Origin of the sequence: Acinetobacter sp. F9 (genome assembly GCF_019195275.1) — a bacterium.
GTDB classification, from domain to species: domain Bacteria; phylum Pseudomonadota; class Gammaproteobacteria; order Pseudomonadales; family Moraxellaceae; genus Acinetobacter; species Acinetobacter pseudolwoffii.
This window is the reverse complement of the sequence record NZ_CP078068.1, coordinates 734,816-761,809: the sequence shown is the minus strand read 5'-3', so window position 1 is coordinate 761,809 and position 26,994 is coordinate 734,816. Positions and strand designations below refer to the sequence as shown.

30 protein-coding genes and 1 tRNA gene are annotated in these 26,994 nt (G+C 42.9%); 21 read left to right on the top strand and 10 right to left on the bottom strand.

Annotated features, from left to right (window positions below; all coding sequences use genetic code 11):
• Nucleotides 1-146: 146 nt before the first annotated feature.
• The gene (locus KT990_RS03720) at nt 147-1,154 is read right to left on the bottom strand and encodes a sulfate ABC transporter substrate-binding protein (RefSeq protein ID WP_218209187.1); all 1,008 of its coding nucleotides are present in this window, start codon (nt 1,152-1,154) and stop codon (nt 147-149) included.
• A 159-nt stretch (nt 1,155-1,313) separates the two neighbouring features.
• Between KT990_RS03720 and pabC the strand changes: the two genes are divergently transcribed.
• The 4 genes from pabC to KT990_RS03700 all read left to right on the top strand — a co-directional run bounded on the left by pabC (nt 1,314) and on the right by KT990_RS03700 (nt 4,301).
• Nucleotides 1,314-2,126: an aminodeoxychorismate lyase gene (gene pabC, locus KT990_RS03715; protein WP_005097565.1), complete on the top strand. Its 813-nt coding sequence runs from the start codon at nt 1,314-1,316 to the stop codon at nt 2,124-2,126.
• 1 nt (nt 2,127) lies between these two features.
• Nucleotides 2,128-3,186 carry an endolytic transglycosylase MltG gene (gene mltG / locus KT990_RS03710; protein ID WP_180049282.1) on the top strand — a complete coding sequence of 353 codons (1,059 nt, stop codon included), beginning with the start codon at nt 2,128-2,130 and terminating at the stop codon, nt 3,184-3,186.
• A gap of 2 nt (nt 3,187-3,188) precedes the next feature.
• On the top strand, nt 3,189-3,800 hold the full coding sequence (gene tmk, locus KT990_RS03705; RefSeq protein ID WP_218209186.1) for a dTMP kinase: 612 nt from the start codon (nt 3,189-3,191) through the stop codon (nt 3,798-3,800).
• A gap of 84 nt (nt 3,801-3,884) precedes the next feature.
• On the top strand, nt 3,885-4,301 hold the full coding sequence (locus KT990_RS03700) for a PaaI family thioesterase (protein ID WP_005097561.1): 417 nt from the start codon (nt 3,885-3,887) through the stop codon (nt 4,299-4,301).
• 108 nt (nt 4,302-4,409) lie between these two features.
• On the opposite strand, the gene nadB is transcribed toward KT990_RS03700, so the two are convergent.
• Entirely contained in the window at nt 4,410-6,038 is a 1,629-nt protein-coding gene (gene nadB / locus KT990_RS03695; RefSeq protein WP_218209185.1) for an L-aspartate oxidase, read from the bottom strand.
• Nucleotides 6,039-6,274: 236 nt separating this feature from the next.
• Here nadB and KT990_RS03690 point away from each other — a divergent pair, with 236 nt between their 5' ends.
• From KT990_RS03690 to KT990_RS03635, 12 genes are all read left to right on the top strand, one after another.
• A complete protein-coding gene (locus KT990_RS03690) occupies nt 6,275-7,657 on the top strand; it encodes a Do family serine endopeptidase (RefSeq protein WP_218209184.1) in 1,383 nt (460 codons plus the stop codon).
• Nucleotides 7,658-7,784: 127 nt separating this feature from the next.
• On the top strand, nt 7,785-8,240 hold the full coding sequence (locus KT990_RS03685; RefSeq protein WP_100355707.1) for an acyl-CoA thioesterase: 456 nt from the start codon (nt 7,785-7,787) through the stop codon (nt 8,238-8,240).
• 249 nt (nt 8,241-8,489) lie between these two features.
• Entirely contained in the window at nt 8,490-10,307 is a 1,818-nt protein-coding gene (gene lepA / locus KT990_RS03680) for a translation elongation factor 4 (RefSeq protein WP_005097556.1), read from the top strand.
• Nucleotides 10,308-10,327: 20 nt separating this feature from the next.
• Nucleotides 10,328-11,155 (top strand): signal peptidase I, encoded by an 828-nt coding sequence (gene lepB, locus KT990_RS03675; protein ID WP_218209183.1) that lies wholly within the window; start codon nt 10,328-10,330, stop codon nt 11,153-11,155.
• A 24-nt stretch (nt 11,156-11,179) separates the two neighbouring features.
• Nucleotides 11,180-11,551 (top strand): DUF4845 domain-containing protein, encoded by a 372-nt coding sequence (locus tag KT990_RS03670; protein ID WP_005170117.1) that lies wholly within the window; start codon nt 11,180-11,182, stop codon nt 11,549-11,551.
• Nucleotides 11,523-12,221: a ribonuclease III gene (gene rnc / locus KT990_RS03665; RefSeq protein ID WP_005097550.1), complete on the top strand. Its 699-nt coding sequence runs from the start codon at nt 11,523-11,525 to the stop codon at nt 12,219-12,221. Before KT990_RS03670 ends, rnc begins: the two co-directional genes overlap by 29 nt.
• A complete protein-coding gene (gene era, locus KT990_RS03660) occupies nt 12,221-13,249 on the top strand; it encodes a GTPase Era (RefSeq protein ID WP_005097549.1) in 1,029 nt (342 codons plus the stop codon). The genes rnc and era overlap by 1 nt, the downstream gene beginning before the upstream one ends.
• 37 nt (nt 13,250-13,286) lie before the next feature.
• Complete coding sequence (locus KT990_RS03655) at nt 13,287-13,481, top strand: NF038104 family lipoprotein (RefSeq protein ID WP_005097547.1); 195 nt, start codon at nt 13,287-13,289, stop codon at nt 13,479-13,481.
• 11 nt (nt 13,482-13,492) lie between these two features.
• A complete protein-coding gene (gene recO / locus KT990_RS03650; RefSeq protein ID WP_074383331.1) occupies nt 13,493-14,203 on the top strand; it encodes a DNA repair protein RecO in 711 nt (236 codons plus the stop codon).
• 13 nt (nt 14,204-14,216) lie between these two features.
• Entirely contained in the window at nt 14,217-14,942 is a 726-nt protein-coding gene (pdxJ, locus tag KT990_RS03645) for a pyridoxine 5'-phosphate synthase (protein WP_159516068.1), read from the top strand.
• 13 nt (nt 14,943-14,955) lie between these two features.
• The gene (locus tag KT990_RS03640; RefSeq protein WP_218209182.1) at nt 14,956-15,609 is read left to right on the top strand and encodes a tRNA-(ms[2]io[6]A)-hydroxylase; all 654 of its coding nucleotides are present in this window, start codon (nt 14,956-14,958) and stop codon (nt 15,607-15,609) included.
• A gap of 136 nt (nt 15,610-15,745) precedes the next feature.
• Nucleotides 15,746-16,579, top strand: coding sequence for a DUF4198 domain-containing protein (locus KT990_RS03635; RefSeq protein WP_218209181.1), 834 nt, complete (start codon nt 15,746-15,748; stop codon nt 16,577-16,579).
• A 91-nt stretch (nt 16,580-16,670) separates the two neighbouring features.
• On the opposite strand, the gene KT990_RS03630 is transcribed toward KT990_RS03635, so the two are convergent.
• A tRNA-Asn gene (locus KT990_RS03630) sits at nt 16,671-16,746 on the bottom strand.
• 236 nt (nt 16,747-16,982) lie between these two features.
• On the opposite strand from KT990_RS03630, the gene KT990_RS03625 reads away from it, so the two are divergent.
• Nucleotides 16,983-17,438: a hypothetical protein gene (locus tag KT990_RS03625; protein ID WP_218209180.1), complete on the top strand. Its 456-nt coding sequence runs from the start codon at nt 16,983-16,985 to the stop codon at nt 17,436-17,438.
• A gap of 35 nt (nt 17,439-17,473) precedes the next feature.
• Here the strand turns inward: KT990_RS03625 and KT990_RS03620 are convergent, their stop codons facing one another.
• From KT990_RS03620 to map, 3 genes are all read right to left on the bottom strand, one after another.
• Nucleotides 17,474-17,911 carry a PaaI family thioesterase gene (locus KT990_RS03620; protein WP_100534824.1) on the bottom strand — a complete coding sequence of 146 codons (438 nt, stop codon included), beginning with the start codon at nt 17,909-17,911 and terminating at the stop codon, nt 17,474-17,476.
• A 285-nt stretch (nt 17,912-18,196) separates the two neighbouring features.
• Nucleotides 18,197-19,432, bottom strand: a complete 1,236-nt coding sequence (locus KT990_RS03615) for a pyridoxal phosphate-dependent aminotransferase (protein ID WP_100329034.1) — start codon at nt 19,430-19,432, stop codon at nt 18,197-18,199.
• Between the two features lie 252 nt (nt 19,433-19,684).
• A complete protein-coding gene (gene map / locus KT990_RS03610; protein ID WP_005097535.1) occupies nt 19,685-20,512 on the bottom strand; it encodes a type I methionyl aminopeptidase in 828 nt (275 codons plus the stop codon).
• Between the two features lie 471 nt (nt 20,513-20,983).
• Between map and rpsB the strand changes: the two genes are divergently transcribed.
• The 4 genes from rpsB to KT990_RS13650 all read left to right on the top strand — a co-directional run bounded on the left by rpsB (nt 20,984) and on the right by KT990_RS13650 (nt 23,409).
• Nucleotides 20,984-21,730: a 30S ribosomal protein S2 gene (rpsB, locus tag KT990_RS03605; protein WP_005097534.1), complete on the top strand. Its 747-nt coding sequence runs from the start codon at nt 20,984-20,986 to the stop codon at nt 21,728-21,730.
• A gap of 142 nt (nt 21,731-21,872) precedes the next feature.
• Nucleotides 21,873-22,748 (top strand): translation elongation factor Ts, encoded by an 876-nt coding sequence (gene tsf / locus KT990_RS03600; protein ID WP_005097533.1) that lies wholly within the window; start codon nt 21,873-21,875, stop codon nt 22,746-22,748.
• A gap of 447 nt (nt 22,749-23,195) precedes the next feature.
• Entirely contained in the window at nt 23,196-23,300 is a 105-nt protein-coding gene (locus KT990_RS13575; protein ID WP_267459820.1) for a DUF3465 domain-containing protein, read from the top strand.
• The gene (locus tag KT990_RS13650; RefSeq protein ID WP_416378413.1) at nt 23,251-23,409 is read left to right on the top strand and encodes a DUF3465 domain-containing protein; all 159 of its coding nucleotides are present in this window, start codon (nt 23,251-23,253) and stop codon (nt 23,407-23,409) included. Before KT990_RS13575 ends, KT990_RS13650 begins: the two co-directional genes overlap by 50 nt.
• A gap of 19 nt (nt 23,410-23,428) precedes the next feature.
• Here the strand turns inward: KT990_RS13650 and KT990_RS03590 are convergent, their stop codons facing one another.
• The 4 genes from KT990_RS03590 to KT990_RS03575 form a co-directional block, all read right to left on the bottom strand.
• Nucleotides 23,429-23,884, bottom strand: a complete 456-nt coding sequence (locus KT990_RS03590; RefSeq protein ID WP_005097532.1) for a DUF962 domain-containing protein — start codon at nt 23,882-23,884, stop codon at nt 23,429-23,431.
• Nucleotides 23,885-24,129: 245 nt separating this feature from the next.
• Nucleotides 24,130-24,744 carry a septal ring lytic transglycosylase RlpA family protein gene (locus tag KT990_RS03585; protein WP_005097531.1) on the bottom strand — a complete coding sequence of 205 codons (615 nt, stop codon included), beginning with the start codon at nt 24,742-24,744 and terminating at the stop codon, nt 24,130-24,132.
• A 290-nt stretch (nt 24,745-25,034) separates the two neighbouring features.
• Entirely contained in the window at nt 25,035-26,036 is a 1,002-nt protein-coding gene (gene mltB, locus KT990_RS03580; RefSeq protein WP_218209179.1) for a lytic murein transglycosylase B, read from the bottom strand.
• Between the two features lie 294 nt (nt 26,037-26,330).
• A complete protein-coding gene (locus tag KT990_RS03575) occupies nt 26,331-26,984 on the bottom strand; it encodes a hypothetical protein (RefSeq protein ID WP_005097528.1) in 654 nt (217 codons plus the stop codon).
• Nucleotides 26,985-26,994: the final 10 nt, after the last annotated feature.

Sequence of the window (26,994 nt, the reverse complement as noted above, 5' to 3'; positions counted from 1 at the left end):
ATAGCTGCAGAATAAACCTATTCTTTATGCGTAAAAAATAAATAAAAACGAATTTTATATGAAAAAAAAAGATAAGACAGAGCTGAAGTTATTGAAATGAAAATGGCCTTATCAATAAAGGCCATTGTTTATGCTGGACTGCCTCATTATTTCGTATGATTTACCTTTACAATTTGATCAAAGATCCCGCCATTATCGAAATGTGCTTTTTGTACCTTGGTCCAGCCACCAAATTCTTTGTCGATGGTGACTAACTTTAAAGGTTTAAATACGCTGCTATATTTCTTTAATACTTCGCTATTACGTGGACGATAGAAGTTCTTCGCAGCCACAGTTTGCCCCGCAGGAGAATACAGATAATTCAAATAAGCTTTGGCCAGGTTTTCATTGCCATCTTTCTTGGCGTTTTTTTCTACAATTGCCACCGGTGGCTCGGCCAAAATTGACAGACTTGGCGTGATGATTTCAAATTTACCCGGCTGTTCACGAGTAGCGAGATGGGCTTCATTTTCCCAAGCTAGTAATACATCACCGATCCCGCGCTCAGCAAAAGTGGTGGTGGCTCCACGTGCGCCTGAGTCCAGAACTTTGGTCTGTTTATAAATTTGACGCACGAAATCTTGTGCTTTGCTGTCATTGCCACCAGGTTGATGTTTGGCCCATGCCCATGCCGCCAGATAGTTCCAGCGTGCACCGCCAGAAGTTTTCGGGTTTGGCGTAATGATCTCTACTCCAGGCTTCACCAGATCGCCCCAATCTTTAATCCCTTTTGGATTGCCTTTTTTGACCAGAAAGACGATGGTGGAGGTATAGGGGGTCGAGTTTTGCGGGAATTGTTTCTGCCAGTCTTTAGGCAGCAGACCTCTCGCTGCAATTTCATCAATGTCGGCAGCTAGCGCGAGGGTCACGACGTCTGCATCCAGACCATCAATCACAGCACGGGCCTGTTTATCTGAACCGCCATGCGACTGTTTATAGTTCACGTCCTGACCCGTGGTTTTTTTCCAGTATGCGCTGAATTCCTTATTAAAATTGTCATATAATTCGCGGGTTGGGTCATAAGACACGTTAAGGAAATCTTTTGCAGACACACTGAAAGCAGTGGCCAAAACCAGTGCAGCCAATACCCCAATTTTTAATTTACCAATATTCATTTTTGCCTCAATTTTTTTAGCTTTTGTTGGACAAGGCAAGAATAGCTGGAGATATTTTGCATAAAAAATAATTAAAAATGCATTTGATGTGAGTAAAAGAGATAAATCGATGGAGCTTATCTCTCAGTACTCAATTGTTGATTTGAGAGGCAATAAAATATGCTCTGTTTGAAAAATGCGAAACATGTCAGTGAGATAGAAGTACTCGATCGGGCCTTTCATTATGGTGATGGCTGTTTTAGCACGGCCCGGATTCGACAGGACCGGGTGGAATTATATGATCGTCATCTGGCACGTTTGCAGCTCAGTAATCAAAAATTAAGTTTGCATGCTGATTTAGCTCTGATTGCAGAAAGTTTAGAACTTTTACGTGAATCAGAAAGTCAGCTGAATGGAACATTAAAGATCGTGCTGAGTCGTGGAGTCGGCGAGCGGGGCTATAGTTTGCCAGAGCATCCGGCGGATCTGTGGGTATTTTATTATCCTCAAGCCCTACATGATTTAAAGTATGAACAGATCCAAAGTGGGGTATTACAGCAGGCACTGGGATTGACCATGCCGGGTCTGGTCGGACTAAAAACCTTGAATCGCCTGGAGCAGGTTTTGCTCAAGCAGGAGGCGGATCAGCGCGGTTGGTCTGAGGCACTGGTGACAGATGTACAGGGCGGGGTTGTCGAAGGGGTGAGCAGTAATTGTTTCATTTGTATAAACAATACATGGATTACGCCGGAACTTCGTTATAATGGCGTCTTTGGGGTGATGCGTGCAGAAATTCTACAACGGATGCAAGATCAGGGAATTGCCTGTCAGCAACGTTACATCGATATGGAGGAAATAGCCCATATTCAGAGTCTGTTTTTTTGTAATGCGCTAAACCCGATGAAAATTGTCACTCAATTTGAGCAGCGATCCCTGGATGGCGATGCTTGTATTGAACTTTTTAACCGTCTTCGATTAAATCAGATGTCTTAATATGTCAGCCTCCAAGTCTAAAGCCAAAAAGAACAATACAGCCAAATTTTCGTCACTTTTCAAAGGAATTGCCTTCGTCCTGATTGGACTTGCCTTGATTTTGGTACTGGTCTTAAAAAGTAGTTTGTGGAAAGACTATCCTGTAGACGGACAAAAACAGCTGCTGGCGATTGGGTCAGGGGAAACCTATTCTGGTTTTATTGACCGTCTGGCCAAAGAAAAACAGGTCAGTTTCCCGATTATTCTCAAGCTTTATCAGCGCATCCTGATTCATGACACCATGAAAGCTGGCGTATATGAAGTGCGCCAAGGCATGAGTATTCGTCAGGTTCTGGATATGATCTCCAATGCTGAAAATGCCCAGATGAACCGGATTTTGGTGATTGAAGGAACCACATTCAAACAGCTGATTGATGCTTTGAAGAAAGATGATCTGGTGACCAAAGAAGTGTCACATTTGCCAATGGCACAACTCCTTAAAGAGCTCAATATTCCATTTTCACATCCTGAAGGTCTGTTTGCACCGGATACATACTTCTTTGCTAAAGGTGAAACTGACCGTAAAATTTTAACCAATCTGTATCAGCGCCAGATGAAGGCACTGGATCAGGCCTGGGAAAAACGCGTGACTGATCTGCCCTATCAGAATAAATATGAAGCGCTGATCATGGCGTCGATCATTGAAAAAGAAACCAGTGTGGATAGTGAGCTAGAACAGGTTTCTGGAGTGTTCGTGCGCCGTTTAAAAATTGGCATGCGTTTACAGACCGATCCTACCGTGATTTATGGAATGGGCGATGCCTATAATGGCAATATTACCCGCAAGGATTTACGTACGCCGACGCCGTATAACACCTATACCATGTCTGGTTTGCCGCCAACGCCAATTGCACTGCCAAGTAAGAAAGCCATTGAAGCAGCCATGCATCCGGATAATTCTGACAACCTTTATTTTGTCGCCACGGGCAATGGCGGACATACGTTTACGACCAATCTGAATGATCACAATAAAGCAGTGCAGGAGTATCTGACCATTTTACGCTCGAAGAATAAGGAATGAGTATGTTTATTAGCTTTGAAGGCACAGAAGGTGTAGGTAAAACCACACTCATTCGTTCGATCTATGACGATTTTATGGCGCAAGGTAAAGATGTGGTGCTTACGCGCGAGCCGGGTGGTACGCCGATGGCCGAGCAGATCCGTGCACTACTTCTGGCTGTGAATCATGAAGAAACGATGGCGCATGATACCGAATTACTATTGATGTATGCGGCGCGTGCCCAGCATTTGGCACAAGTCATTCTGCCAGCCTTAGCAGCCGGAAAAATTGTACTCTGTGACCGTTTTACTGATGCCAGCTTTGCCTATCAATGTGCAGGTCGTGGACTCAGGGAAACAAAGCTGCAGTTATTAAATGATCACTTTGTGGCACGTATGCCAGACATCACCTTCTGGTTAGAAGCACCGATTGAACTGGGAATGAACCGGGCACGTGCGCGTGGCACACTGGATCGCTTTGAACAAGAGAAAGTCACTTTCTTTGAGAAAGTAAGAGTCGGCTATGAAACGTTGTGGCAGCGTTATCCGGAACGGATCAAACGTCTGGATGCAACCCGCACACCGGAGCAGGTATTCGAGCAGGCTTTAAGTTATTTGAAATCTGGTTTAAATTGAAATCCTGTTTATTTTAATTTTCACTAGGTGAATGTGTGAAAAATCTTCTATATTGAAGGCAATATAGAAGATTTTTTTAATAAGATGAAAACGACCAAAACCGAAATCCAACAATTTTTACAACAAGAATTTCCACAAAGCCTAGAAAAATGTAGGATCGAAGCCGTTGTTCCACGCGGCGCAACTTTGCTGTATCAGGTTAGCGCACAAGAGTTGCGTCCGGGTGGTACTGTTTCTGGCCCAACCATGATGACCTTGGCCGATCTTGCCTTATATGTCGCTATTCTGGGCGAAATTGGCCTGGTGGGTTTGGCTGTCACCACCAATCTGAATATCAATTTTCTCCGTAAACCTTCAGGTGGCACGGATTTGCGAGGAGAGTGCAAGCTTATTAAAGTCGGTAAAGTTCTGATTGTCGGGGAAGTCTGGATTTATTCAGTAGACCTTGATGAGCCAGTGGCGCATGTTACTGCGACTTATGCCATTCCACCTCAACACTAAACACCTGAAGAATAGAAGTTCAGTGATATAAATAGCCTAAGCTTAATTAAGTAGGTGAGCGCTAAAAGACAGGGAGATATGATTTAAAAATCATATCTCCCCAATAATCTAAATATTGACCAAGGGTGTTTCTACTTCAAAATTCACCGGATTTAGAATGGTCTTGCGTAATTCAGGCAATAATTCCGGATAGTCCAGCGTGAAATGCAGGCCACGAGATTCTTTACGCTGCATGGCACAGCGCACAATCATTTCTGAGACCAGCACCAGATTGCGAAGCTCGATCAGGTTTTTGCTGACCTGATAATCTTGGTAATACTCGGTGATTTCTTTTTTCAGCATTTCAATACGATGCAAGGCACGTTCCAGACGTTTGGTGCTGCGCACAATACCGACATAGTTCCACATGGTCTGACGTAGCTCATCCCAGTTTTGCAGAATCACCACATCTTCATCCGGATTGGTTACCTGTGAGTCATCCCAGATGGGTACGGGCGGAAAGGTATAGTCAGCATTGAAATGAGATTCGATATGCTTGGCTGCACTCATGCCATACACAAAGCATTCTAAAAGTGAGTTACTGGCCATTCGGTTAGCACCGTGCAGACCAGTATAAGAGGTTTCCCCAATTGCATATAGACCTGCGATATCAGTCTGGCTATGTTCATCGACCACAACGCCACCACAGGTGTAATGGGCTGCAGGTACCACTGGAATCATATCTTTGGTGATATCAATACCCAGTTCCAGCAGGCGGGCATAAAGCGTAGGAAAATGTTCTCTAACAAAGCTTTCATCCTTATGGGTAATATCCAGCCAGACATGCCGAATACCCAAGCGCTTAATTTCATAGTCGATTGCGCGTGCGACAATATCGCGTGGTGCAAGTTCGGCGCGCTCGTCAAAACGCAGCATAAAGCGTTCGCCATCGGGCAGACGCAGATAAGCCCCTTCGCCGCGCATTGCTTCAGTGATGAGGAAGGAGCGCGCTTGTGGATGATAGAGACAGGTCGGATGGAACTGGTTAAATTCCATGTTAGCCACCCGGCAGCCGGCACGATAGGCCATGGCAATGCCGTCACCTGTGGCAATATCCGGATTTGATGTATAAAGATAGGCTTTCATTGCACCGCCACAGGCAAGGGCGGTAAAGGGCGCTAAAAAAGTATGTACTTTTTCATTTTTTTCATCCAGCACATATAAACCTAGCGCGCGGTTTTCACCGTCTAGGCCAAGTTTATGTGAACAGATCAGATCAATCGCAATATAATTTTCAAAAATAGTGATATTTGATTTTTCTTGGGCGCGTTGTACCAAAGTAGTCGAAATTGCACGACCTGTGGCATCTGCGGCATGAATAATCCGGCGCTGTGAATGGCCGCCTTCACGGGTGAGATGCAACTGTTCCTGTTCATCCAGGGTAAATTGCACACCGTGTTTTAGCAGAAAGTCAACTGATGGTTTGCCCCCTTCTACCGTCTGTTTGACTGCGTCCATTTCACATAGCTGTGCACCTGCAATCATGGTGTCATCAATATGCTGTTCAATCGAATCCATTTTATCGAGTACTGCAGCAACACCGCCTTGCGCATAAAAGGTGCTGGCATCTGTCAGGGTGGATTTCGCTAAAACTGCAATATTAAAATGGTCCGGGAGCGATAAGGCTAAACTTAAACCGGCACCGCCACTGCCCACAATAATGACGTCAAATTGATGGGTAAGGGATGAATTAGACATGTCCATCAGCTAATTTAAAAAAAAGTTTGGTAATAACAGCGCTTTTTTGTGCAAAAGGCAAGCGTTGAAATGCTCATTTATTAATGAAAAAAATTAATCAAAGCCTTAACTTAGTGTTTTAATGATGAGATATTGTCCAGCGTGAAGCATTGAAACATATTATTACTTAAACTTTACAATGTTTGTGATAAAACCTATTTACATAAATTTATCAACAATTTGAGTGAATAATTTATATGAAAATTCTAAACTTAAAAAAAGGATTATTTGCAGCGACCCTGACCATGAGTGCTGCACAGTTGCAGGCTGTCACACCGGTTGATTTTTCAAATCTGGTCGAGCAGGTCAGTCCTGCCGTGGTCAGTGTCAATGTCGTTAAAAAAATGAGCGAAGAAGAACTCTTACAACAACAAGTTCCGGAAATTCTACGTCGCTTCTTTGGCAATCAGGTGATTATCCCTCAGCAGCGCATGCCACAGGAAAAAACCGGCTATGGCAGTGCATTTTTTATCAGTAAAGATGGCTATCTGCTGACCAACCATCATGTGGTTGAGGATGCATCTAAAGTCACCATTACCCTGAATGATCGCCGTGAAATTGATGCCACTGTGGTGGGAAGTGATGCACGTACCGACGTAGCTTTACTTAAGGTCACAGGTTCGAATTTTCCAGAATTGCGTACCGGGGATGTAGGCCGCTTACGTGTCGGTGAGCCTGTGCTCGCGATTGGTTCGCCATTTGGTTTTGATTATTCGGCCTCTGCCGGAATCGTCAGTGCCAAAATGCGCAACATGATGGGTGAAACAGCAGTGCCTTTTATCCAGACAGACGTGGCCCTCAACCCGGGTAACTCTGGTGGGCCTTTATTTAACCAGCATGGTGAAGTAGTCGGGGTGAACTCGCGGATCTTCAGTGGAACCGGCGGTTATATGGGGCTCTCCTTCTCGATTCCGATTGATGTGGCCATGGAAGTGGCAGAGCAGCTGAAAAAGAATGGTAAAGTGACCCGTTCCTATCTGGGGGTCAGCTTGCAGGATATCGACCGTAATCTGGCAGAGTCTTACAACCTTTCTAAGCCTGAAGGCTCCTTAATTACTCAGGTTGCACCAAATTCACCCGCCGCACGTGCCGGTCTACGTGTCAGTGACGTGATTTTAAAATATAACGGCACTGCGATTTCACGCACCAGTGAATTATTAAACTATCTCAACCGTACTGCACCTCAGCAACAGGTACAGCTGGAGGTTTTACGTGATGATAAGCGCCGTAATATTTCAGCAACCTTAAGTACCGCACCGGATGATACCCCTGCAAAAGCCGGAGCACAGGCGCAGCCGAGCAAAGGACCTGTAATTGGTGTGGCTATTCGTGATTTAAGTTCGCTAGAAAAGGATCGACTGGAGATCAAAGGCGGGGTCATGATTCAGGATGTTCGTTCAGGTGGCATTGCCGCACAGGCGCGTATCATGCCAAACGATGTGGTGACGCATATTAATAACAAGGCAGTATTGAACGCAGAGCAATTTGTACAAGAAGTTTCTAAGTTGAAGAAGGGCAATGTGGCACGCGTTACGCTCATGCGCCAAGGGCAGCGTGCGATTGTCGGAATGCGTATCTAATTCTATTCAGATTTTTAAATATAAAAAACCGCTTTTGATGGGCGGTTTTTTATTATTTGCAATTTACCCAGCCTATAAATTCGGTAGACTCTATTCAGTTGAAAATAATGGAAAGGATAAGAGAAAAGTGACAGCTATTTTTGATCTTGCGTTAAAGGTGCAAGCTGAACATATCGATGGCTTGGGCCATGTCAATAATGTGGTCTATGTACAGTGGATGCAGGAGGTCGCCACAGCCCATATTGAAAAATTGGGATTGGGGTTAAAGGAATATGTGGAACTGAAACATGCCATGGTGGCAGTTGAGCATCAGGTGCAATATCGCAAGGCTGCTTTCGAGGGCGATGAAATTATTTTGCGAACCTGGTTGAACGATATCAATGCACTGTATTCATTTCGCCAATATGCATTTTATCGACCACAGGATCAAAACCTGTTATTTACAGGTAGTACGCAGTGGGCCTGTATTGAAATGGCCACTGGGCGTCCTAAACGCATGTCGCCTACCTTTACCCAAGCCTATCAACCTCTTTCTGATCAGATCAATCCTTATGATTTTTCAATAGTGTATCTAGATCAATAAGCGCTCACTTCTTTGGCACAGAGTTAGATATTTCAATCAGGTTTAGCAAAAACATGGTGTGATTTTCAAATTTTCATTGCAGTGATTGAGCTTGAGATCGCTGGACAGGTATTTTGGCAGAGTGGACAAAGCTAAAAATATAATTCTTTTTCTAGATCACCATTCTGCTATAATCCTTCGCAATTTCTATTCGGCTTTTGTTATGTAATATTTTTAAATTACATAGCGCGTTTTTTCTCAAGGTAACCCATGGCGCAAGCTAAAAAATCTGTTGATATTAAAAACATTCGTAACTTCTCGATTATTGCGCATATTGACCACGGTAAATCGACCCTCGCAGATCGCTTTATTCAGACCTGTGGCGGTTTGCAAGATCGTGAAATGCAGGCTCAAGTCCTCGATTCTATGGAGCTTGAGCGCGAACGTGGGATTACCATTAAAGCCACTTCGGTGACGCTAAACTATACCCATCCAAATGGTGAAGTTTATCAGCTGAACTTTATTGATACGCCGGGACACGTCGACTTCTCGTATGAAGTGTCGCGCTCGCTCGCAGCCTGTGAAGGTGCTTTATTAGTCGTTGATGCCGCACAAGGTGTGGAAGCACAGTCTGTCGCCAACTGCTATACCGCGATTGAGCAAGGTCTGGAAGTACTGCCTGTACTGAACAAGATCGATTTGCCACAAGCTGAACCTGAGCGTGTGATTCACGAGATTGAAGAAATCATCGGCATTGAAGCGACAGAAGCACCGACATGTTCAGCCAAAACCGGTCTGGGCATTGAAAATGTTTTAGAAACCCTGGTGAATGTGATTCCGGCACCGGTCGGTGATCGCGAAGCGCCGTTGCAAGCCCTGATTGTAGATTCATGGTTTGACAACTACCTTGGGGTAGTTTCTCTGGTACGTGTAAAGCAGGGTCGTGTGCGTAAAGGCGACAAGATGTTGATGAAATCAACAGGTCAAACGCACATCATTACTTCTGTGGGGATCTTTAACCCGAAACATACTGAAACAGGTATGTTGGAAGCAGGCGAAGTCGGCTTCGTGATTGCCGGTATTAAAGACATTTTTGGTGCGCCGGTGGGTGATACCATTACCTTGGCAACCACACCTGAAGTTGCAACGCTACCGGGCTTTAAAAAAGTAAAACCGCAGGTTTATGCCGGTTTATTCCCGATTGATGCCAGTGACTTTGAACCGTTTCGTGAAGCTTTACATAAACTGCAAATTAATGACTCGGCCTTGTTCTTTGAACCGGAAAGTTCGGATGCACTCGGTTTTGGTTTCCGCTGTGGCTTCTTGGGCATGCTACACATGGAGATTGTACAAGAGCGTTTAGAACGCGAGTATGATCTTGATCTGATTTCTTCTGCGCCCACCGTAATTTATGAAGCGGTGATGAAAAATGGCCAGACGATTTATATCGACAGCCCGTCTAAAATGCCGGATGGTTCAACCGTAGAAGATTTACGTGAACCGATTGCCGAATGTCATATTTTAGTACCGCAAGAATATCTGGGTAATGTCATGACCTTGTGTATCGAGCGCCGTGGCATACAAAAAGACATGAAATTCCTCGGCAATCAGGTGTCGATTACTTTTGAAATTCCAATGGCAGAAGTGGTCATGGATTTCTTCGATAAATTGAAGTCTTGTTCACGTGGTTTTGCATCCCTCGACTATAACTTTGTCCGTTTTGAAAGTTCTTCATTGGTAAAAGTAGATGTACTGATCAATGGTGAAAAAGTCGATGCTCTGGCAATGATCTGTCACCGTAACGACGCGCGTCATCGTGGCATTGCGCTGGTGGAAAAAATGAAAGACCTGATTCCGCGTCAAATGTTTGATGTGGCAATTCAGGCGGCAATTGGTGCGCAAATCATTGCACGTTCTACTGTAAAAGCCATGCGTAAAAACGTATTGGCCAAATGTTATGGTGGTGACGTGTCACGTAAGAAAAAACTTCTGTCTAAACAGAAAGAAGGTAAGAAACGCATGAAGCAGGTGGGTAGTGTCGAAATCCCGCAAGAAGCGTTCCTCGCTGTGTTAAAAGTCGAACGCTAGAAGAATAAGGATATAAGCCCATGGATTTTGATTTTAATTTGATTCTTGTTCCTGCGACGCTGTTTTTTGTCGCACTGTGGTTGCTTGACAAGTTTGTCCTGAAACAAAGACAAACTCGCGGCAAGGGCAATGAAAATTTTATCATTACCTGGGCTTATGACTTTTGGCCAGTACTGACGATTGTACTGGTGCTGCGTTCGTTCTTGTTTGAACCGTTTAATATTCCATCGGATTCAATGGTGCCAACCCTGGAAACTGGGGACTTTATTCTGGTGAATAAATTTGACTATGGCGTGAAACTGCCTATGGTCAACACTAAAATTATTGATACTGGCAGTCCAGAGCGTGGCGATGTGGCAGTATTCCGTTATCCACCACAACCGACCATCAGCTATATCAAGCGTATTATTGGTTTACCCGGTGATCATATTGTCTATGATCATGGTCAGTTGAGCATCAATGGTGAACAAGTAGCGAAAGTTCCAGTGGAATTTAGCCGTGAAAAAGATCGTCTGGATACACCCAATGCCATTTATCATAAAGAAACTTTAGGTCAGCATAGCTTTATCATGCGTGAGCTGGAAGGGGTCAATGTCGCGCGTCAGGCGCCTTATATTAACTTTGTGGAAAATGGTAAATATTCAAGTGAAAATGGTTTATATTGGGAAGTAAAGGTGCCAGAAGGTCATTACTTTGCGATGGGGGATAATCGCGATCAGAGTGCTGACAGCCGTTTCTGGGGGCTTGTTCCGGAAGAAAACTTAACAGGTCGTGCATTCTATATCTGGATGCATAAAGAACCTGGCTTTAAATTGCCATCGTTTGGTCGCAACGGGACAATCGATTAATTGTTTCAATCAGGAAAATAAAAAATGAGACATCAACAAGGTGCTTCGTATATTGGGATTTTATTTGCAATCGTGGGGTTTGCATTTCTAGCCAAAGTAGCGATTGCAGTGTGGGGACCCTACTTTGATGATCGTATGGTCGATGGTGAAATTGAGGCGCTGTTAAAAAGTGCGCCAGCCAATATAACACCAGAAAAATTCCGTCAGCAGATGGATCAGCGTTTATCAATGAATAATATTCGCGATCTGAAGTTTGATGAAATTGCCAAAGTTATCCATACCGATGGTTTGCAGATACACAAGAATTATGAAATTCGTAAAAATTTCATAATGAATATCGATTTAGTGATGAAGTTTGAGAAAAATTTTGATCAAAGCGCAGTCAAAACTCAATGATGAACGTCTTGCCAGACGGATCGGTTATCAGTTTAAACAAGCTGAACTGCTCAAGCTGGCACTGACCCATCGTTCAGTCAGTCATAAACAAAACTATGAACGCCTAGAATTTCTAGGCGATTCTCTTTTAGGGATGATCATTGCGAATTATCTCTTCACTGCCTACCCAAGCGAAAACGAAGGCCGGCTGACGCGTATGCGTGCCACCTTGGTTCGACAGGAAGCATTGGGGAAAATCGCCAATGATTTAAAACTCAGTCAGAGTTTAATTCTCAGTACCGGTGAATTGAAATCTGGCGGTCATCATCGCGAGTCTATACTGGCAGATACTGTAGAAGCCATTATTGGCGCAATCTATGTGGATTGCGCTGATCTCACTGTGTTAGAGCCGATTGTGTTAAAATGGTATGAACCGTATTTGGATCATATTGAGCCGACCGATCAGCTTAAAGACCCTAAATCACGTTTACAAGAGTATCTACAAGCACGTAAGAAACCTCTCCCAGTTTACGAGGTTGTAGATATTCAAGGTGATGCCCCTAATCAGCATTTTAAAGTGGAATGTGAGATTGAGGGATTACCGACCATGCAGGGTGAAGGCGCCAGCCGACGTTTTGCTGAACAAGCCGTTGCGGCAGATATTTTAAAACTTTTGGAGCATAAGTCTTAATGACTACTCATTCCGATCACATTGATGCTGATCACGAGTCGCAAAGCGACAGTCACGACCTGGTAAATCAATTTTTTAGCGCACAAGGCACCGAAATTCCGTCGGATTATCGCAGTGGTTTTGTCGCTATTGTAGGTCGCCCGAATGTGGGTAAATCTACCTTAATGAACCATATTTTGGGTCAGAAACTCTCAATTACCTCACGTAAACCGCAAACTACACGGCATAAAATTGTCGGGATTGATTCGCGTGAAAAGTCTCAGGCGGTATTCGTGGATACGCCGGGGATGCATAAAAAGGAAGTACGTGCCATCAATAAAATGATGAACCGTGCTGCCCATTCGGCTTTACGTGATGTGAATCTGGTTTTGTTTGTGGTGGATGCACAGAAGTGGACGCCGAATGATGATCTGGTACTGGAAAAGCTGAAAAATGCTGAAATGCCGGTGATTCTGGTGATCAACAAATTAGATACTTTTGAGAACAAGAACGAAGCTTTACCACTGATTCGTGAGCGCGAAAAGCTGATGAACTTTGCGGAAATCGTACCTGTTTCTGCACTTCGTGGTGCCAATCTTGAGCATTTACGTGACACGATTGCCAAGTATCTGCCGTTCCAGCCGCCATTGTACTCCCTGGATCAACTAACTGACCGTTCAGAGCGTTTCCTGGCTTCTGAAATTATTCGTGAAAAGATCATGCGTCAGCTGGGTGAAGAACTGCCATATGATTTAACCGTGCAGATTGAATCATTCAAAACTGAACAGCCAGTGATGAATGAAAAGACTGGTCGTATGAAGCCGGCCTGTACCTATATTGATGCTACGATTTTTGTCGATCGTCCAAGCCAAAAAGCCATTGTGATTGGTGAGAAAGGCGTTAAGCTGAAAAAAATCGGTATGGATGCACGTCTCGACATGGAAAAAATGTTCGAACAGAAAATCATGCTGACCCTTTGGGTGAAAGTCAAAGGCGGCTGGTCTGATGATGAACGTGCATTGAAAAGCTTAGGTTATAGCGATATCTAAGTTATAAAATTAATAAGCCCCTTTAAGGAATTTCGTGATGATGAAAGTGTTGGCAGTGCTTGCATGTGTTTTATTCTTGCAAGGCTGTATCCATAAAGTGGTCACGGTTCCTGTCAAGGTGGCTTATAAAACCACAAAAGTCGCAGTCAAAGGCACTGCGGCTGTTGTGGGCGCAGTCATCCCGGATGGAGATGACGACGATGATAAAAAATCAAAAAAAGATAAGGATTAAAGTGTCCGCTTATGCGTAACGAAGTACTGCATGGTTATCTGATTCATCATCGTAAGTACCGTGAGCGCAGCCATATTGTGCATTTATTTACCCAGGAATACGGTCGTATGGATGGCATTCTCCGGCAAACACCGCCGCCGCAATATCAGCCCATCAGTTTGCAAGCCACCGGAAAATCAGAACTCAAAAACTTTACCAAACTGGAAATTGTCAATCAGCCGATTTTCTTTTTTGGCGATGCCTTTTTTTCAGGCTTTTATCTGAATGAAGTCCTGTTGCGTTTGTGCCCCCTAGAAGTGGAAATGCCGCAAACCTTTGCCAAATATGCAGAGACATTAACTGCATTGCAGCAATTATCAGAACAATCTAATCCCAATTTATACTTAAAACAGATTTTGCGGCAATTTGAACATATCTTGCTGGAAGAACTCGGTTATGGTCTGGATTTTTCCCTAGATGCTCATCAGGTACAAATCGATCCGTTACAACACTATTATTTTCAGCTCAATGCCGGTTTTATGCCATCGGCCAAAGCATTACGCTCTACCATGTCAGGTCAGCAGATTTTAAGTATGCTAGATCATGAAAATGGTGGGGATTTTAATCCGGAACAGTTACAATTGTTGACGAAACTGTATCGACAGGTGATCACGGCCTTATTGGGTGATCGGCCATTAAAAAGTCGGCAACTCTGGATTCAAAACTCTCAATCTCAAACGTAGTTAGGAAAAGATTATGGCTGCATTACTTGGTGTCAATATTGACCATGTCGCAACATTAAGACAAGCACGTGGTACAACGTACCCAGACCCAGTCAATGCTGCATTGATCTGTGAGCAGGCCGGGGCAGAGGGCATTACCTTGCACTTGCGTGAAGACCGTCGTCACATTCAGGATGAAGATGTGCGTCGTATGCGTCCTGCACTGAAAACCCGTATGAACCTCGAGCTGGCGGTAACAGATGAGATGGTCGCTTTTGCCAAGGAAATTAAACCGCATCATGTCTGTTTTGTCCCTGAAAAACGTCAGGAAGTCACCACTGAAGGTGGTCTGGATGTGGTGACCCATTTCGAATCAGTCAAAGCAGCTACGCAAGAACTGGCGGCGATTGGTTGTGATGTGTCTTTGTTTATTGATGCCGACTTTGCCCAAATTGATGCAGCAGTTGCTTGTGGTGCACCGACCATCGAGATTCATACTGGGGCTTATGCCGATGCAGAAACGCCTGAAGCCCAGCAGACTGAGCTTGAGCGCATTATTAAAGGCGCTGAATATGCCGCATCGAAAGGTCTGGTAGTGAATGCCGGTCATGGTTTAAACCTCGATAATGTAACGCCAATTGCGGCGATTCCACAAATTCATGAACTTAATATTGGCCACTCATTAATTGCAGATGCTGTATTTGTAGGTCTGGCACAAGCGGTTCAGCAAATGAAAGCTGTGATTAAGTCAGCACGTTAAGATCAGAATCGTTATGTCAAATATTAATTATGATGAACTGATGCAGCCGGTGATTGCTTTCCTGGGGTGTGAAACGCCCAAGGCATGGCTGAATGTGGCAGTCGAAAATCTTGAAATCTTGATGCAAGATCATGCTAATTGTGAGAAAAAAGCAGCCAGCACGGCCATGAACCTGATGTTTCGCTATAGTTACTTTGTCGATTTACAGGTGAAGCTTGCGCAGTTAGTGCGTGAAGAAATGCTGCATTATGAACAAGTGCTTGAACTGATGAATACACGTGGACAGGCCTGGCAGAACTTAAGTGCGGGACGTTATGCCGGTGGCTTGCGCAAAGAAATCCGGACTTTTGAACCTGAAGCCTTGATTGATGTCTTGGTGATTGGTGCTTTTGTGGAAGCACGCTCTTGTGAGCGTTTCTACGCGCTGGCTTCGCGTGTGGATGATGAGTTGGCACGTTATTACCGTTACTTGCTTAAGTCTGAATCTCGTCACTTTGAGGACTATCTGGCTTTGGCGATGGATGTGGCGACCACGGCAAAATTGAAAAATCCGCAAGAGGATATTCAAAGCCGGATTGATCATATTCGTAACGTTGAAAAGCAGCTGATTCTGACACCAGATGACACTTTCCGTTTCCATAGCGGTGTTCCGGTTCAAGCGGCTTAATTGCAGTGAACATTTAAAAATCCTCCGTTCATGGGGGATTTTTTATATCCAGAGCAAATATATAAATGAGAATTATTTACATCTACAGACTTAATCCATAAAATACAGCAGATTTCTTAATAACGATGATGAAATAATGAATAAGCTGGTAAAAGTCATGCCTTTTTTGATCTTTGGAGTGATCAGCAGTACAGCCTTTGCACACTATCCTTATGTTGCCCCACTAAGTTATCAAACTTTTAACAATCACACTGCGATTGTATCTGGCTTTTATGACAATCCATTTGCCTCGGAAGTGGCGATTAAAAACTTTAAGTTTCATTATCATACGCCTACAGGCCAAAAGATTTATCTTGCAGATGATGCATGGACCAAAACACAAACCCTAAGTAGTTATAGTCTGGAAAATAAACAAGAGGGTACCTATCGGATTCGTGGCGAGAAACAGGGGAATAGCCTAAAGTATGCACAGGTTGCTCAAAAATGGAAAATGGTTCTAAGTGCTGTTCCAAAAGCCAATCAAGCCGCCAATCAAAATGTGATTGATCAGCAAGCGCTGAAGAAAAACATGCCACAGAAAACTGTGCAGACTATCGATATTATTGAAACCTTTGTCTCACGGCGTGTGACGTCGAATCAGGTCATTCAGCATATCCATGCTGGCTTTGATGTTCAATTTATCACGCATCCAAATGCATTTAAAAAATCTCAAGCGATTCAATTGAAAGTACTGGATGATAAAAAAGGAGTTGCGAATTTAAACGTTGAGATTTTGGCACAAACGACAGATTTTAGTCGTGATAAAAAAATCTATAAAGCGCTCACAACAGATGCGCAAGGGTTACTCAACTTTAATATGCAGGAAAAAGGCCAGTACTTAATGAAAATTGATTATCAGCAGCCTTTCGACATAAAAAAGAATGATTTAAAGCGTTATAAGTATACCTTGGCTTTTAATGTGATGGATTAAGCCAAAAACGAGCCTGAATCATCTCGGGCTCTTTTTATAAAATATTAAACGAAAAAAAGCCCACTTCATTATAAGTGGGCTTTTTAGTATTTGGCTCTCCAACCTGGGCTCGAACCAGGGACCTGCGGATTAACAGTCCGTCGCTCTACCGACTGAGCTATTGGAGAATCTGAAAGCGATTATAGAGGGATTTTGACAGGGGTCAAGCAAAAACTGTCATATTTATAACAAATTCAGCCTGTCTGTTTTTAATTTAGACAATTGCATAAATTTTACGAAAAATACTTGTCAGAATAAATTTCACTTGCTAGATTAAAACCATAAAGTCGTTTGACCAAATGGTCAAACAGTGTGGATTTAAACCTACTTGCCAGCACAAAAATGGCTAAACCGGAGACAGCGAATGAATACGCTCAGCATCCTTCAAATTTTCTCTCAACTCACTTATTATCAAGAAAACTATCTGCAGATTATTGCAGATCCAGCACAGTATTATATTCCTGTTACAGATGCTCATATTAAGCTATGGCCCTTGGCGCAAAAATCCTTGTATCTAGGTGATTTGCTGCAATTATGGTTTGCAGAAAAATGGTTGGTAGAAACTGAACGTCAATTTAGCTTTGAAGTGTTTTTAAATGCCGATTATCTGAAAGAGCAAAGCAAAGAATTATATATCTATGCCATTTCAGGTAATCTTTTGACCGGTACCAATCAATCCAAAGCTTGGCAGGCATCGACAGCGCAAATACAAGATGTAGAGCTGGCCAATGTGTCCAAGCATTATTTTGAGTTTCAGGGCTTAAGCCGACCACAGATCGCCTGTGTTCAAGCCGGACAGACGAAGGGCAATATTGCTTAGGTCATCGATTGAATGCTGGCCACAGGTTCTCTTGGTTATTCAGGGCGAATAATCATACAGGTCGCAGTGGCATGGGCATATAAACGGCCTTCTTCATCCAGAATCCGACCTTCAGCAATACCCAGATTTTTACTGAGGTTAATTGATTGTCCGGTCGCTTTAAGCTGCTGATCTCGAGGAATTGGTCGGCACATTTTAACATTCAGATCAATCGTGCCATAACCGACCCCTGCTTCGAGTAAAGTATGAATCGCACAGCCTGTCACCGTGTCTAAAACAGTTGCTGCAAAACCACCATGCACGCCACCAAGCGGATTTAAATGCCGGTGATCGGCTTTGACTTTAAATTCTACGTATCCGCTTTGGATAACGGCAGGTTGCATCGACAAGGTTTCGCTAATGCTTGGAGCGGGAATTTTCCCATCTCGCATCGCTTGTAATAAGGCCAAACCGTTCATTTCTTTTGGATTCATTCTGCTTTTCCTGTGATTATTCTTTAGCTGTTTCGATTTTATTTAAAAGTGAAACATCAATAATAGCAAGTGACATATTTTTTAATGAGATGTTGCCGAAGGTAATTGTTATCTTGGAGGGTTAAAAGTTATTTTGTTTAAAATAATTACTTTTAATACGATATGTAGGATAAGAATTTGGCTGCGATCATTTGTTTGATCTGCTTAAAATACGTTATCAAAAGCATCTTGGAATGGCATAAAAAAACCCGCGATCAACGCGGGTTTTTAAATCAAGCGAATTGATTATTGTGCCGCTTTTTCAGCTTTGATTGAAGCAATCGCAGCGTCAACGCCTTCGATTGAATCAGCAGCTTTCTTGATACGCGCAAGTGCATCAACCAACACTTCATCCGCAGTTGCATAAGAGATACGCATGAAACCGCCTAGACCGAATGCATCGCCAGGAACAACGGCAACGCCAGTTTCTTCCAGTAACCAAGCAGAGAATTCTGTGCAAGATTTAAGACCTTTGGCACGAATCAACGGCTTGATGTTTGCGTATGCATAGAATGCGCCATCCGCAGGTAAGCAAGAAATACCATTGATGTCATTCAAGCCTTTCACAACCAAGTCATGACGACGTTTGAATGCTTCAATCATTGGCTCAAGTACATCTTGAGGACCATTCAATGCAGCTTCGGCAGCAACTTGTGAAATAGAAGTTGGGTTAGAAGTAGATTGTGACTGGATTTTTTTCATCGCACCGATCAGTTTAGCAGGGCCCGCTGCATAGCCAATACGCCAGCCAGTCATTGCATAGGCTTTAGACACACCGTTTAACACGATCGTACGGTCATACAGGTCTGGTGCAACAGTGGCGATGTTATAGAACTCATCTTCCCAACGAATCGGTTCATACATGTCATCAGACGCGATGAATACTTCAGGGTATTTACGCAGTACCTCAGCCAAAGCAAGAAGTTCTTCTTTGGTGTAGATCATGCCAGTCGGGTTAGAGGGACTGTTCAATACCACTAAACGTGTTTTGTCGGTGATGGCAGCTTCTAGTTGTTCAGGTGTGATTTTGAAACGCTGTTCTTCACCACATTTCACAATCACAGGTACGCCTTCAGCGATGATCACCATATCCGGGTAGCTGACCCAGAAAGGTGCAGGAATGATAACTTCATCACCTTTGTTCAACAAAGCCAAAGACAGGTTAAAGAATGATTGTTTACCACCACAAGAAACCAGAATCTGGTTTGCTGCGTAGTCTAGGTTATTGTCACGTTTCAATTTAGCAATAATGGCTTTTTTAAGACCTGGCGTACCGTCAACAGCGGTGTATTTGGTGAAACCGTTGTTAATCGCTGCAATTGCTGCATCTTTGATGTGTTGCGGTGTATCAAAATCTGGCTCACCTGCGCCCAAACCAATAACATTATGACCTGCAGCTTTTAATTCAGCAGCTTTGTTGGTCACAGCAAGCGTTGGGGACGGTTTGATGGCATTTACACGATCAGAGAGACGTACGTCCACGGCAGTATTCCTTCTTATAGGGATTAAAAAATAAAAAGCACATTATCTTAGCTTAAAATGCGAGGCATGGGGCAAAAGAATTTGGAAAACTTCGAGGAAAAAATGGTGTACTTGCAGAGCTTTATCTTGAACTCCGATGCCAAGGGACAACAGTTAAAAGGCTTGAGTTATCCAGTAAACCTCCATAAGCCAGTCAATATAAACTAAAAATGGCCACTTTATAGTGACCATTTTGTGGTGTTGTCTTGGTACTTATTTATTAAAGCGTGACAGATCTTCATCCGGACGCGCGGTTAAGATTTCAACCCCTGTTTTAGTGACGAGCAGGGTATGTTCATACTGTGCTGACAATGAATGGTCTTTGGTGACCACCGTCCATTTATCACCCAGTAATTTGGTTTTCCAGTCGCCACCATTCACCATAGGCTCAATGGTAAAAGTCATGCCTTCTTCTAAAATCATCCCGGTATCTGGCTGGCCATAATGCAATACTTGCGGTTCGTCATGGAAAGTCGTGCCAATTCCATGACCACAATATTCACGTACCACACCAAAACGTTCAGATTCGACATATTTTTGAATCACGTGGCCAATATCACCAATGGTTGACCCTGGTTTTACAGTTTCAATACCCCGGTACATGGCTTCTTGCGCTACTTTACATAGACGGTTAGCAAGAATAGACGTTTCACCACCGACGATGTACATCATGTTGGTATCGCCATGATAGCCATCTTTAATCACAGTGACATCGATATTCAGAATGTCACCTTTTTTCAATTTTTTGCTATCCGATGGAATGCCGTGACACACCACATGATTCACAGAAGTGCAAATCACATGCTGGAAAGCAGGCCGACCTGGTGCTGCACCATAACCTAAGCAGGCTGGAATGGCTTGTTGTTGGTTAACAATATAGTCATGACAAATCGTATCAAGTTCTAGCGTAGTAACACCTGGAACAATATGCGGTTTGATCATATCCAATACTTCTGCCGCCAGTCGCCCTGCCACACGCATTTTTTCAATTTCGTCAGGGGTTTTGATAAGTCGACGTGGCGCTTGGTAAGTGTTGTTCATGATCTCTAAAAACTTTTGGAAATTTGTGTGTGACTATGGTATAAATAGCCGCCCATTTTATCAAATGCTTTTTCGTGAATAAATTTCACGGGCTTTGTGCGATGGGACAAAAAATCCGCACATATATCGACACATTACTCTGGGTGCTTCTAGGGATTGTTGTCACTTTATATGTGAGTTGCGTTGTCAGCTAAAATTTCGTCATGCGAGGCATGAAACGATGGTAATGGTATTCCCTTATCGAGTTTCATAACGAAGTATGAGGGGATTTTAGCTACAACCCTTCGGGACAGGGACGTTTTTTGACGCTACTGCGTTATGAATAGTTTATTTAGAATGTTAAATCTCACTATTCATGCCTTGTATCGCTAAAAAATGTCCTCTGTCGCAACCACTGATAAAATGACAGCAATCCCTTGGGTGGAGAATGCGGGTATATGGAGGCCTAACCCAAACTTTAAGGTAAAGAAAATGGCAGATTACAACGTAGGCATGCGCGACCTTCTACAAGCAGGCGCACACTTTGGTCACCAAACACGTTTTTGGAACCCAAAAATGCGCGATTACATCTTTGGTGCGCGTAACAAAATTCACATCATCAACCTTGAGCACACTGTTCCTGCGTTAAATGATGCTTTGAACTTTGCTAACAACTTGGCGAGCAAAAAGAACAAAGTTTTGTTTGTTGGTACTAAGCGCGCAGCTTCTGCAATCATCCGTGAACAAGCGCAACGTGCTGGTCAACCATATGTTGATCACCGCTGGTTAGGTGGTATGTTGACGAACTGGAAAACACTTCGCCAATCTATCAACCGTCTAAAAGACCTTCAAACTCAATCTCAAGACGGTACTTTCCTTAAGCTAACTAAACGTGAAGCTTTAGAACGTACTCGTGAGATGGAAAAACTTGAACGCGGTCTTGGCGGCGTGAAAAACATGGGTGGTTTACCTGACGCATTATTCGTAATCGACGTTGATCACGAAGCAATTGCAATCAAAGAAGCGAAGAACCTTGGTATTCCTGTAATCGGTATCGTTGATACAAACTCTAACCCAGACAACGTAGATTACGTTATTCCGGGTAACGATGATGCGATCCGTGCAGTAACACTGTATGCTTCTGCTATGGCTGATGCGATTCTTGCTGGTAAAGAATATGCTCAATCACAAGCGAATGCACAAGCTAAAGCAGAAGAAGCTCCAGCTTCTGAGGCTTAATGCGTTTGACGCAAGCTTGTCATTTTTGCGACATGTGATGGTGGCAAAGTAAGCGTTATGTATGCAGGCGGCCCATGAGAACTCCTCTGGGCCGTTTCTGTTCTAAAAAGAATTCATTTTCTACCGAATTTAGGAGATAAACATGACTGCAGTTACAGCAAGCATGGTTAAAGAATTGCGCGATCGTACTGGTCTTGCAATGATGGAATGTAAAAAAGCTTTGACAGAAGCGGGCGGCGACGTTGAATTAGCGATCGATAACCTACGTAAATCTGGTCAAGCGAAAGCTGCTAAAAAAGCGGGTAACATCGCTGCTGATGGCGCGATCACGATTGCTCAAGAAGGCAACAAAGCACTTCTTTTAGAAGTAAACTGCCAGACTGACTTCGTTGCGAAAGATGAAAACTTTGCTGGTTTCTCTGCGAAAGTTGCGGCTGCTGCGCTTGCTGCAAACGTAACTGATCCTGCTCAAATCGCTGAATTGAAGCTAGAAGATGGTGCAACTGTAGAAGAAGCGCGTATCGCTCTTGTTCAAAAAATCGGTGAAAACATCCAGGTACGTCGTGCGAAAATTGTTGAAGGTGCTAACCTTGCAGTTTACAAACACGGTCTTCGTATCGGTGTTGTTGTTTCTTATACTGGTGATGAAGCAACTGGTAAAGGCTTGGCAATGCACGTTGCTGCGTTCAACCCAGTCGCTGTAAATGCTGAAGGCGTTTCTGCTGAGCTTATCGCGAAAGAGAAAGAAATTGCTGAAGCGAAAGCACTTGAATCTGGCAAGCCAGCAAACATCGTTGAGAAGATGGTTGTGGGTTCTGTTGAGAAATACTTGAACGAAGTTGTTCTTGAGCGTCAAATGTACGTAATCGACAACGACAAGAAAGTTGCTGACGTTCTTAAAGCAACAGGTACTACTGTAGCTGAATTCGTTCGTTTCGAAGTTGGTGAAGGTATCGAGAAGAAAGCTGAAATGAGTTTCGCAGAAGAAGTTGCTGCTGCTCAGGCTGCTGCTCAATAATTCGGTAACGAATTATAAAGAAGCTCCACTTTGTGGGGCTTTTTTTATATCTGCATAAAAATACAATAAGTCGAAAGCGGTAGTTTTTCTTGGAAAATGCGAGTTTGCTTAGAAAGTGCGCGTGATAAAATCAACGAAATTTAAAGAATTGAAAATCATTAATAGCGCATATAAAACCGACATGGGTATTGGGGCGATGATTGTCTTATTGATTGCTGTATATCTGTGTTGATACCTAACAAAACCAGTTTGAGAGGAGCTCCTCAACATAAAGTCAGCCAAGTCGCCACACCGATACTCATTTTAAAGCTATGTCTCAAGATGATCTCAATAAAATTCAGACTGCTTTTCAACATCATCAGGGTGATATTGGGGTTCGATCTTATCGAGCAATGATTGCAACGTTAGGTGATGATCATAAAGGATCACGCTATTAAGAGTTCATGCTTGAATGATCAAATTGTATTGGTGACATATAATATCGGTGCGGCACCCGGCATTGGTGCGATTCAAAAAGGTGATATTGTCGAATTTTATAGTGAATATAAATAGCGAGAAGGGTGATGTGATGCACTGGATGCATCATGATTGTGCCCGAAAACATGTGTATGGCCGGTTAAAACATCAAGGAAGAACCTGTCAAGAAGGTTCTTCTCATTAGAAAAAAATGAAGAATGCTGCTAAATGCTCTTCATGTCTCGTATCTGGCGACTTTTCCAGGAAGGTGCTACTTTAGCTAAATAAGCATCCATGCACCAAATCGGGCCAATAAGAAGGAATTGAAGGTCTTTAAAGAAAGATGGCTTTTTGCCTTCCACTTTGTGGCCATAAAACTGACCAATCCAGGCAAAAACAAATAGGCCAACATAAAAACCGGCACCGACTGGCAGAATCCAGATTAGCCAGGCCATGATCAATGTTAAAGCAGCCATTGCAACTGCCAAAACAATATCTAGTCGGGCATAGAAAATAAAAGCCAGAGCCAGCAGAAGGGCGGTCAGTAAAGCACTAAAGTGCGCAATAATGCCAATAATCGAAAAATAGATAGTCGGTACGCAGACCCAGTGAATCAGCTTATTGGTTTTGTTTTGATGACTGTCACTATATTCATCCAGCCATTCAGATATTGTTTTCATTATTCGCTCCATTCCATGAATACGTTGTGCTTGCCTGAAAATATAAAGCAGAATCCAGGTTTGGTCAAAAGTTAATCGTGCCAGAACGCGAATTTTACTTGGCGAATTTGCAACATTCAAGCTGTAATGGACAGGTAGCCGGAGATAAGAGGAACTATAGATTGATTGTCATTTTTCTATAACTTGAAGTTAATAAAAAAGCCACATTACTGTGGCTTTTGGTTAAATGTATTGCAAGCTAAATCTTAAGAATTTGGACCAGCGACACGCTCAATACTGACATTGCCAACACCGGCATTGGTAATGCCGAGTTTCTTAGCTGCGCCATAAGATAAATCGACGACACGGTTACCATGGAATGGGCCGCGGTCATTGACTTTAACCACTACGCTTTTACCATTATTTCTATTGGTCACACGAATATAACAGTTCAATGGTAGGCTACGATGAGCAGCAGTCATTGCATTCATGTCAAAGGTTTCACCGCTTGCAGTTTTACGGCCGTGGAACTGGCGACCATACCAAGAGGCTGTACCTGTCTGACTGAACTTGCGTACAGTATTAGAAGCCACGGTATTCAGTTTTTCAATCACTGAAGGCTCTTCTGCAGGAATTTCAATTTTCGCTGCAATGGTTTCACGGCGAACTTTATCGCCAGAACGCTCAGTGATTGAAAGGCTGTTCAAATTGGTGAAATTTGAATTGAAGCTTTGAGCTTCTTTATTTAATACACGCGTTGCAAGGCGCGAATTGTCATTTTCGTGATTAAACGAAGATGACGGAACCATATCTGCCTGCGATTGCGTCAGTGTGACTATCGTGGCAATGGCCATAAAATACTTCAAAATTGAAGAATGCATCGAATCAACTCCTAACAGCATATCGCATGGATTTGTTCATAAGTAACTGAAAAACCATGTAAACACGCCTGATATTTAACTTATGCAACTACATTTAACGAAATGGATAATATTCATGCCTGCAATATCCTGTCTAGTGTTTAATTAAAATAGTTTAAAAAAGAACTTAAAATAAACAATGATTGATTAAAATATGATCAATATTGTAACATGATATTAAAATTGATCAATATTTGCTCATAATCACTCATAAAAATGTTGACTTTAATAATTTGTATTAAATTCTCATGTTAACGACTGGTAATTTCTGTACCTAATAACCACAATGCAGTGGCATACATTCGGCTGCGATTATAAGTAGTAATCACTTGAAAATTTGGATAAGTAATATAGTAAATATGCCCATAATTTTCTTGTAATTGAATTACATTGACCAAGTCTAGATCGTCAATTTGAACAATAGGATTCATTGGGCTAATCCCTTGTGTTTTTAACACACCATATGGGCTAGGTTGAGTCAGATCTTTGGCAATTATCGCATCCGGGTTCGAGCCACTATAACGGGCCGGAAAAGCAATCGGTTGATTACGCTGCCAGCCATGCTGGGCTAAATAGTTGGCAATCGAGCCAATCGCATCTACTGCTGAATTACGCAGGTCAATATGTCCGTTACCATCGTAGTCCACACCGAATTTTGGAATATTACTTGGCATGAATTGTGGATAACCGACCGCACCTGCATAAGAGCCGACGATAGAAGAAGCTGAAACGCCATCTTTATAAGACCAGGCAATTAATGCCGCCAGTTCATCTTGAAAATACTGGGCACGACGCTCATAACCAAAACCTAAGGTGGCCAGCGCATCACGGGTGACAAAAGAACCCTTATTGGTACCAAAGCCGGTTTCTACCCCTAAAATCCCGAGAATGATTGACTGTGGTACACCAAACTGCTGTTCAGCGCGATTCAGCGTTTCCGCATATTGCTGTTTAAAGCGCACACCGCGTTGAATGGTCGACTCAGCCAGAAAGTTGGTTTTATAAGAATACCAAGGCTTGCTTTCACCTGGACGATTCATAATATTGATGATATTGGGCAGGTTACGCGCCCCGTTCATGGCTGAATCGACTTGCTGGGCACTCAGTCCATAATTTTGCATGGCAGTCTGTTTAAAACTGGCATAAGAGGGATGAGATTGGAAATCGTTGGCCAGACTGAAACTGCTGAGACCGAATGAGGTTAATACGATTGAAAGCTGTTTAAATTTTTTATAAAAATTCGATTTCAACATCTTGGTACGATTTCCAATTTTTGATAAGTTGCGGGCAATGTTATTTGAATCATGCCATGAAAAAGATTGAGAAATTTTTTCAATCATGAGGCTGTAAAAACCAGATTAAAGATAACATTCGGATGATTAAGAGACCTAGATGCATATACAAAAATAGTGAAAGACTGGTTATTTTTGCGTCAGTTTGCCTTGTGGAGCTGCTTATCTGTAACAAGCTATTTCATTGAACATAAAAAAGCCTGACCGAAGTCAGGCTAATTTCAAAAAATCACTCTTAGATGATTCTATGCAGACCTATTCTGTATAGAACAAGGTGTCATGATATTCAGCCATGGCGCGAAGCTCATCCTTGTTCAGATTGAGAATGATTTTATCTGCAGCCATATTGATGGCCTTAATTACTGCAGAAGCACCAATATCTGCTGCCTTGCGTTTGATCATGCCGAGATCCAAGGTTTTATTAAAATCGACCATAAAGTGACGTACCGTCGCTTCACCAAACTGCTTATACAGGTTGCTAAACATTTGTTTGTCGATACTCTGACCGGCTTTTAGTTCCGCATAATGATGTTTTAAATTGGTCACCAGATTGGCATCCAGCGACTCACCAATACGGATCTGTCCTTCAGGGTCTTTAAACAGACTGCGTTCAGAGAAAGCAATAGATTGCTTCACCACATCATTCGGCGCTTTGCTCAATAACTGTTTCAGCAATACCGCCACAGTTGACTTGATATAGCCCGCCAGTTTTTCCGCAGTATCGCGCTTATCACTTGCAGGAAAACGACGCACCAGTTCCGTGAGAATCGCATCAATAATTTCATCATTAATCATCAATGCGGTTTTATCACGAAGTGGGTAAAGCGGCTCATTTGAATTTTTATTTTGTTGTGCAGTCTGAATTGTATTTAAAAGCTCTGCAGAAGGAATAAAACCAAAAAATGGCATTGTTAAACCT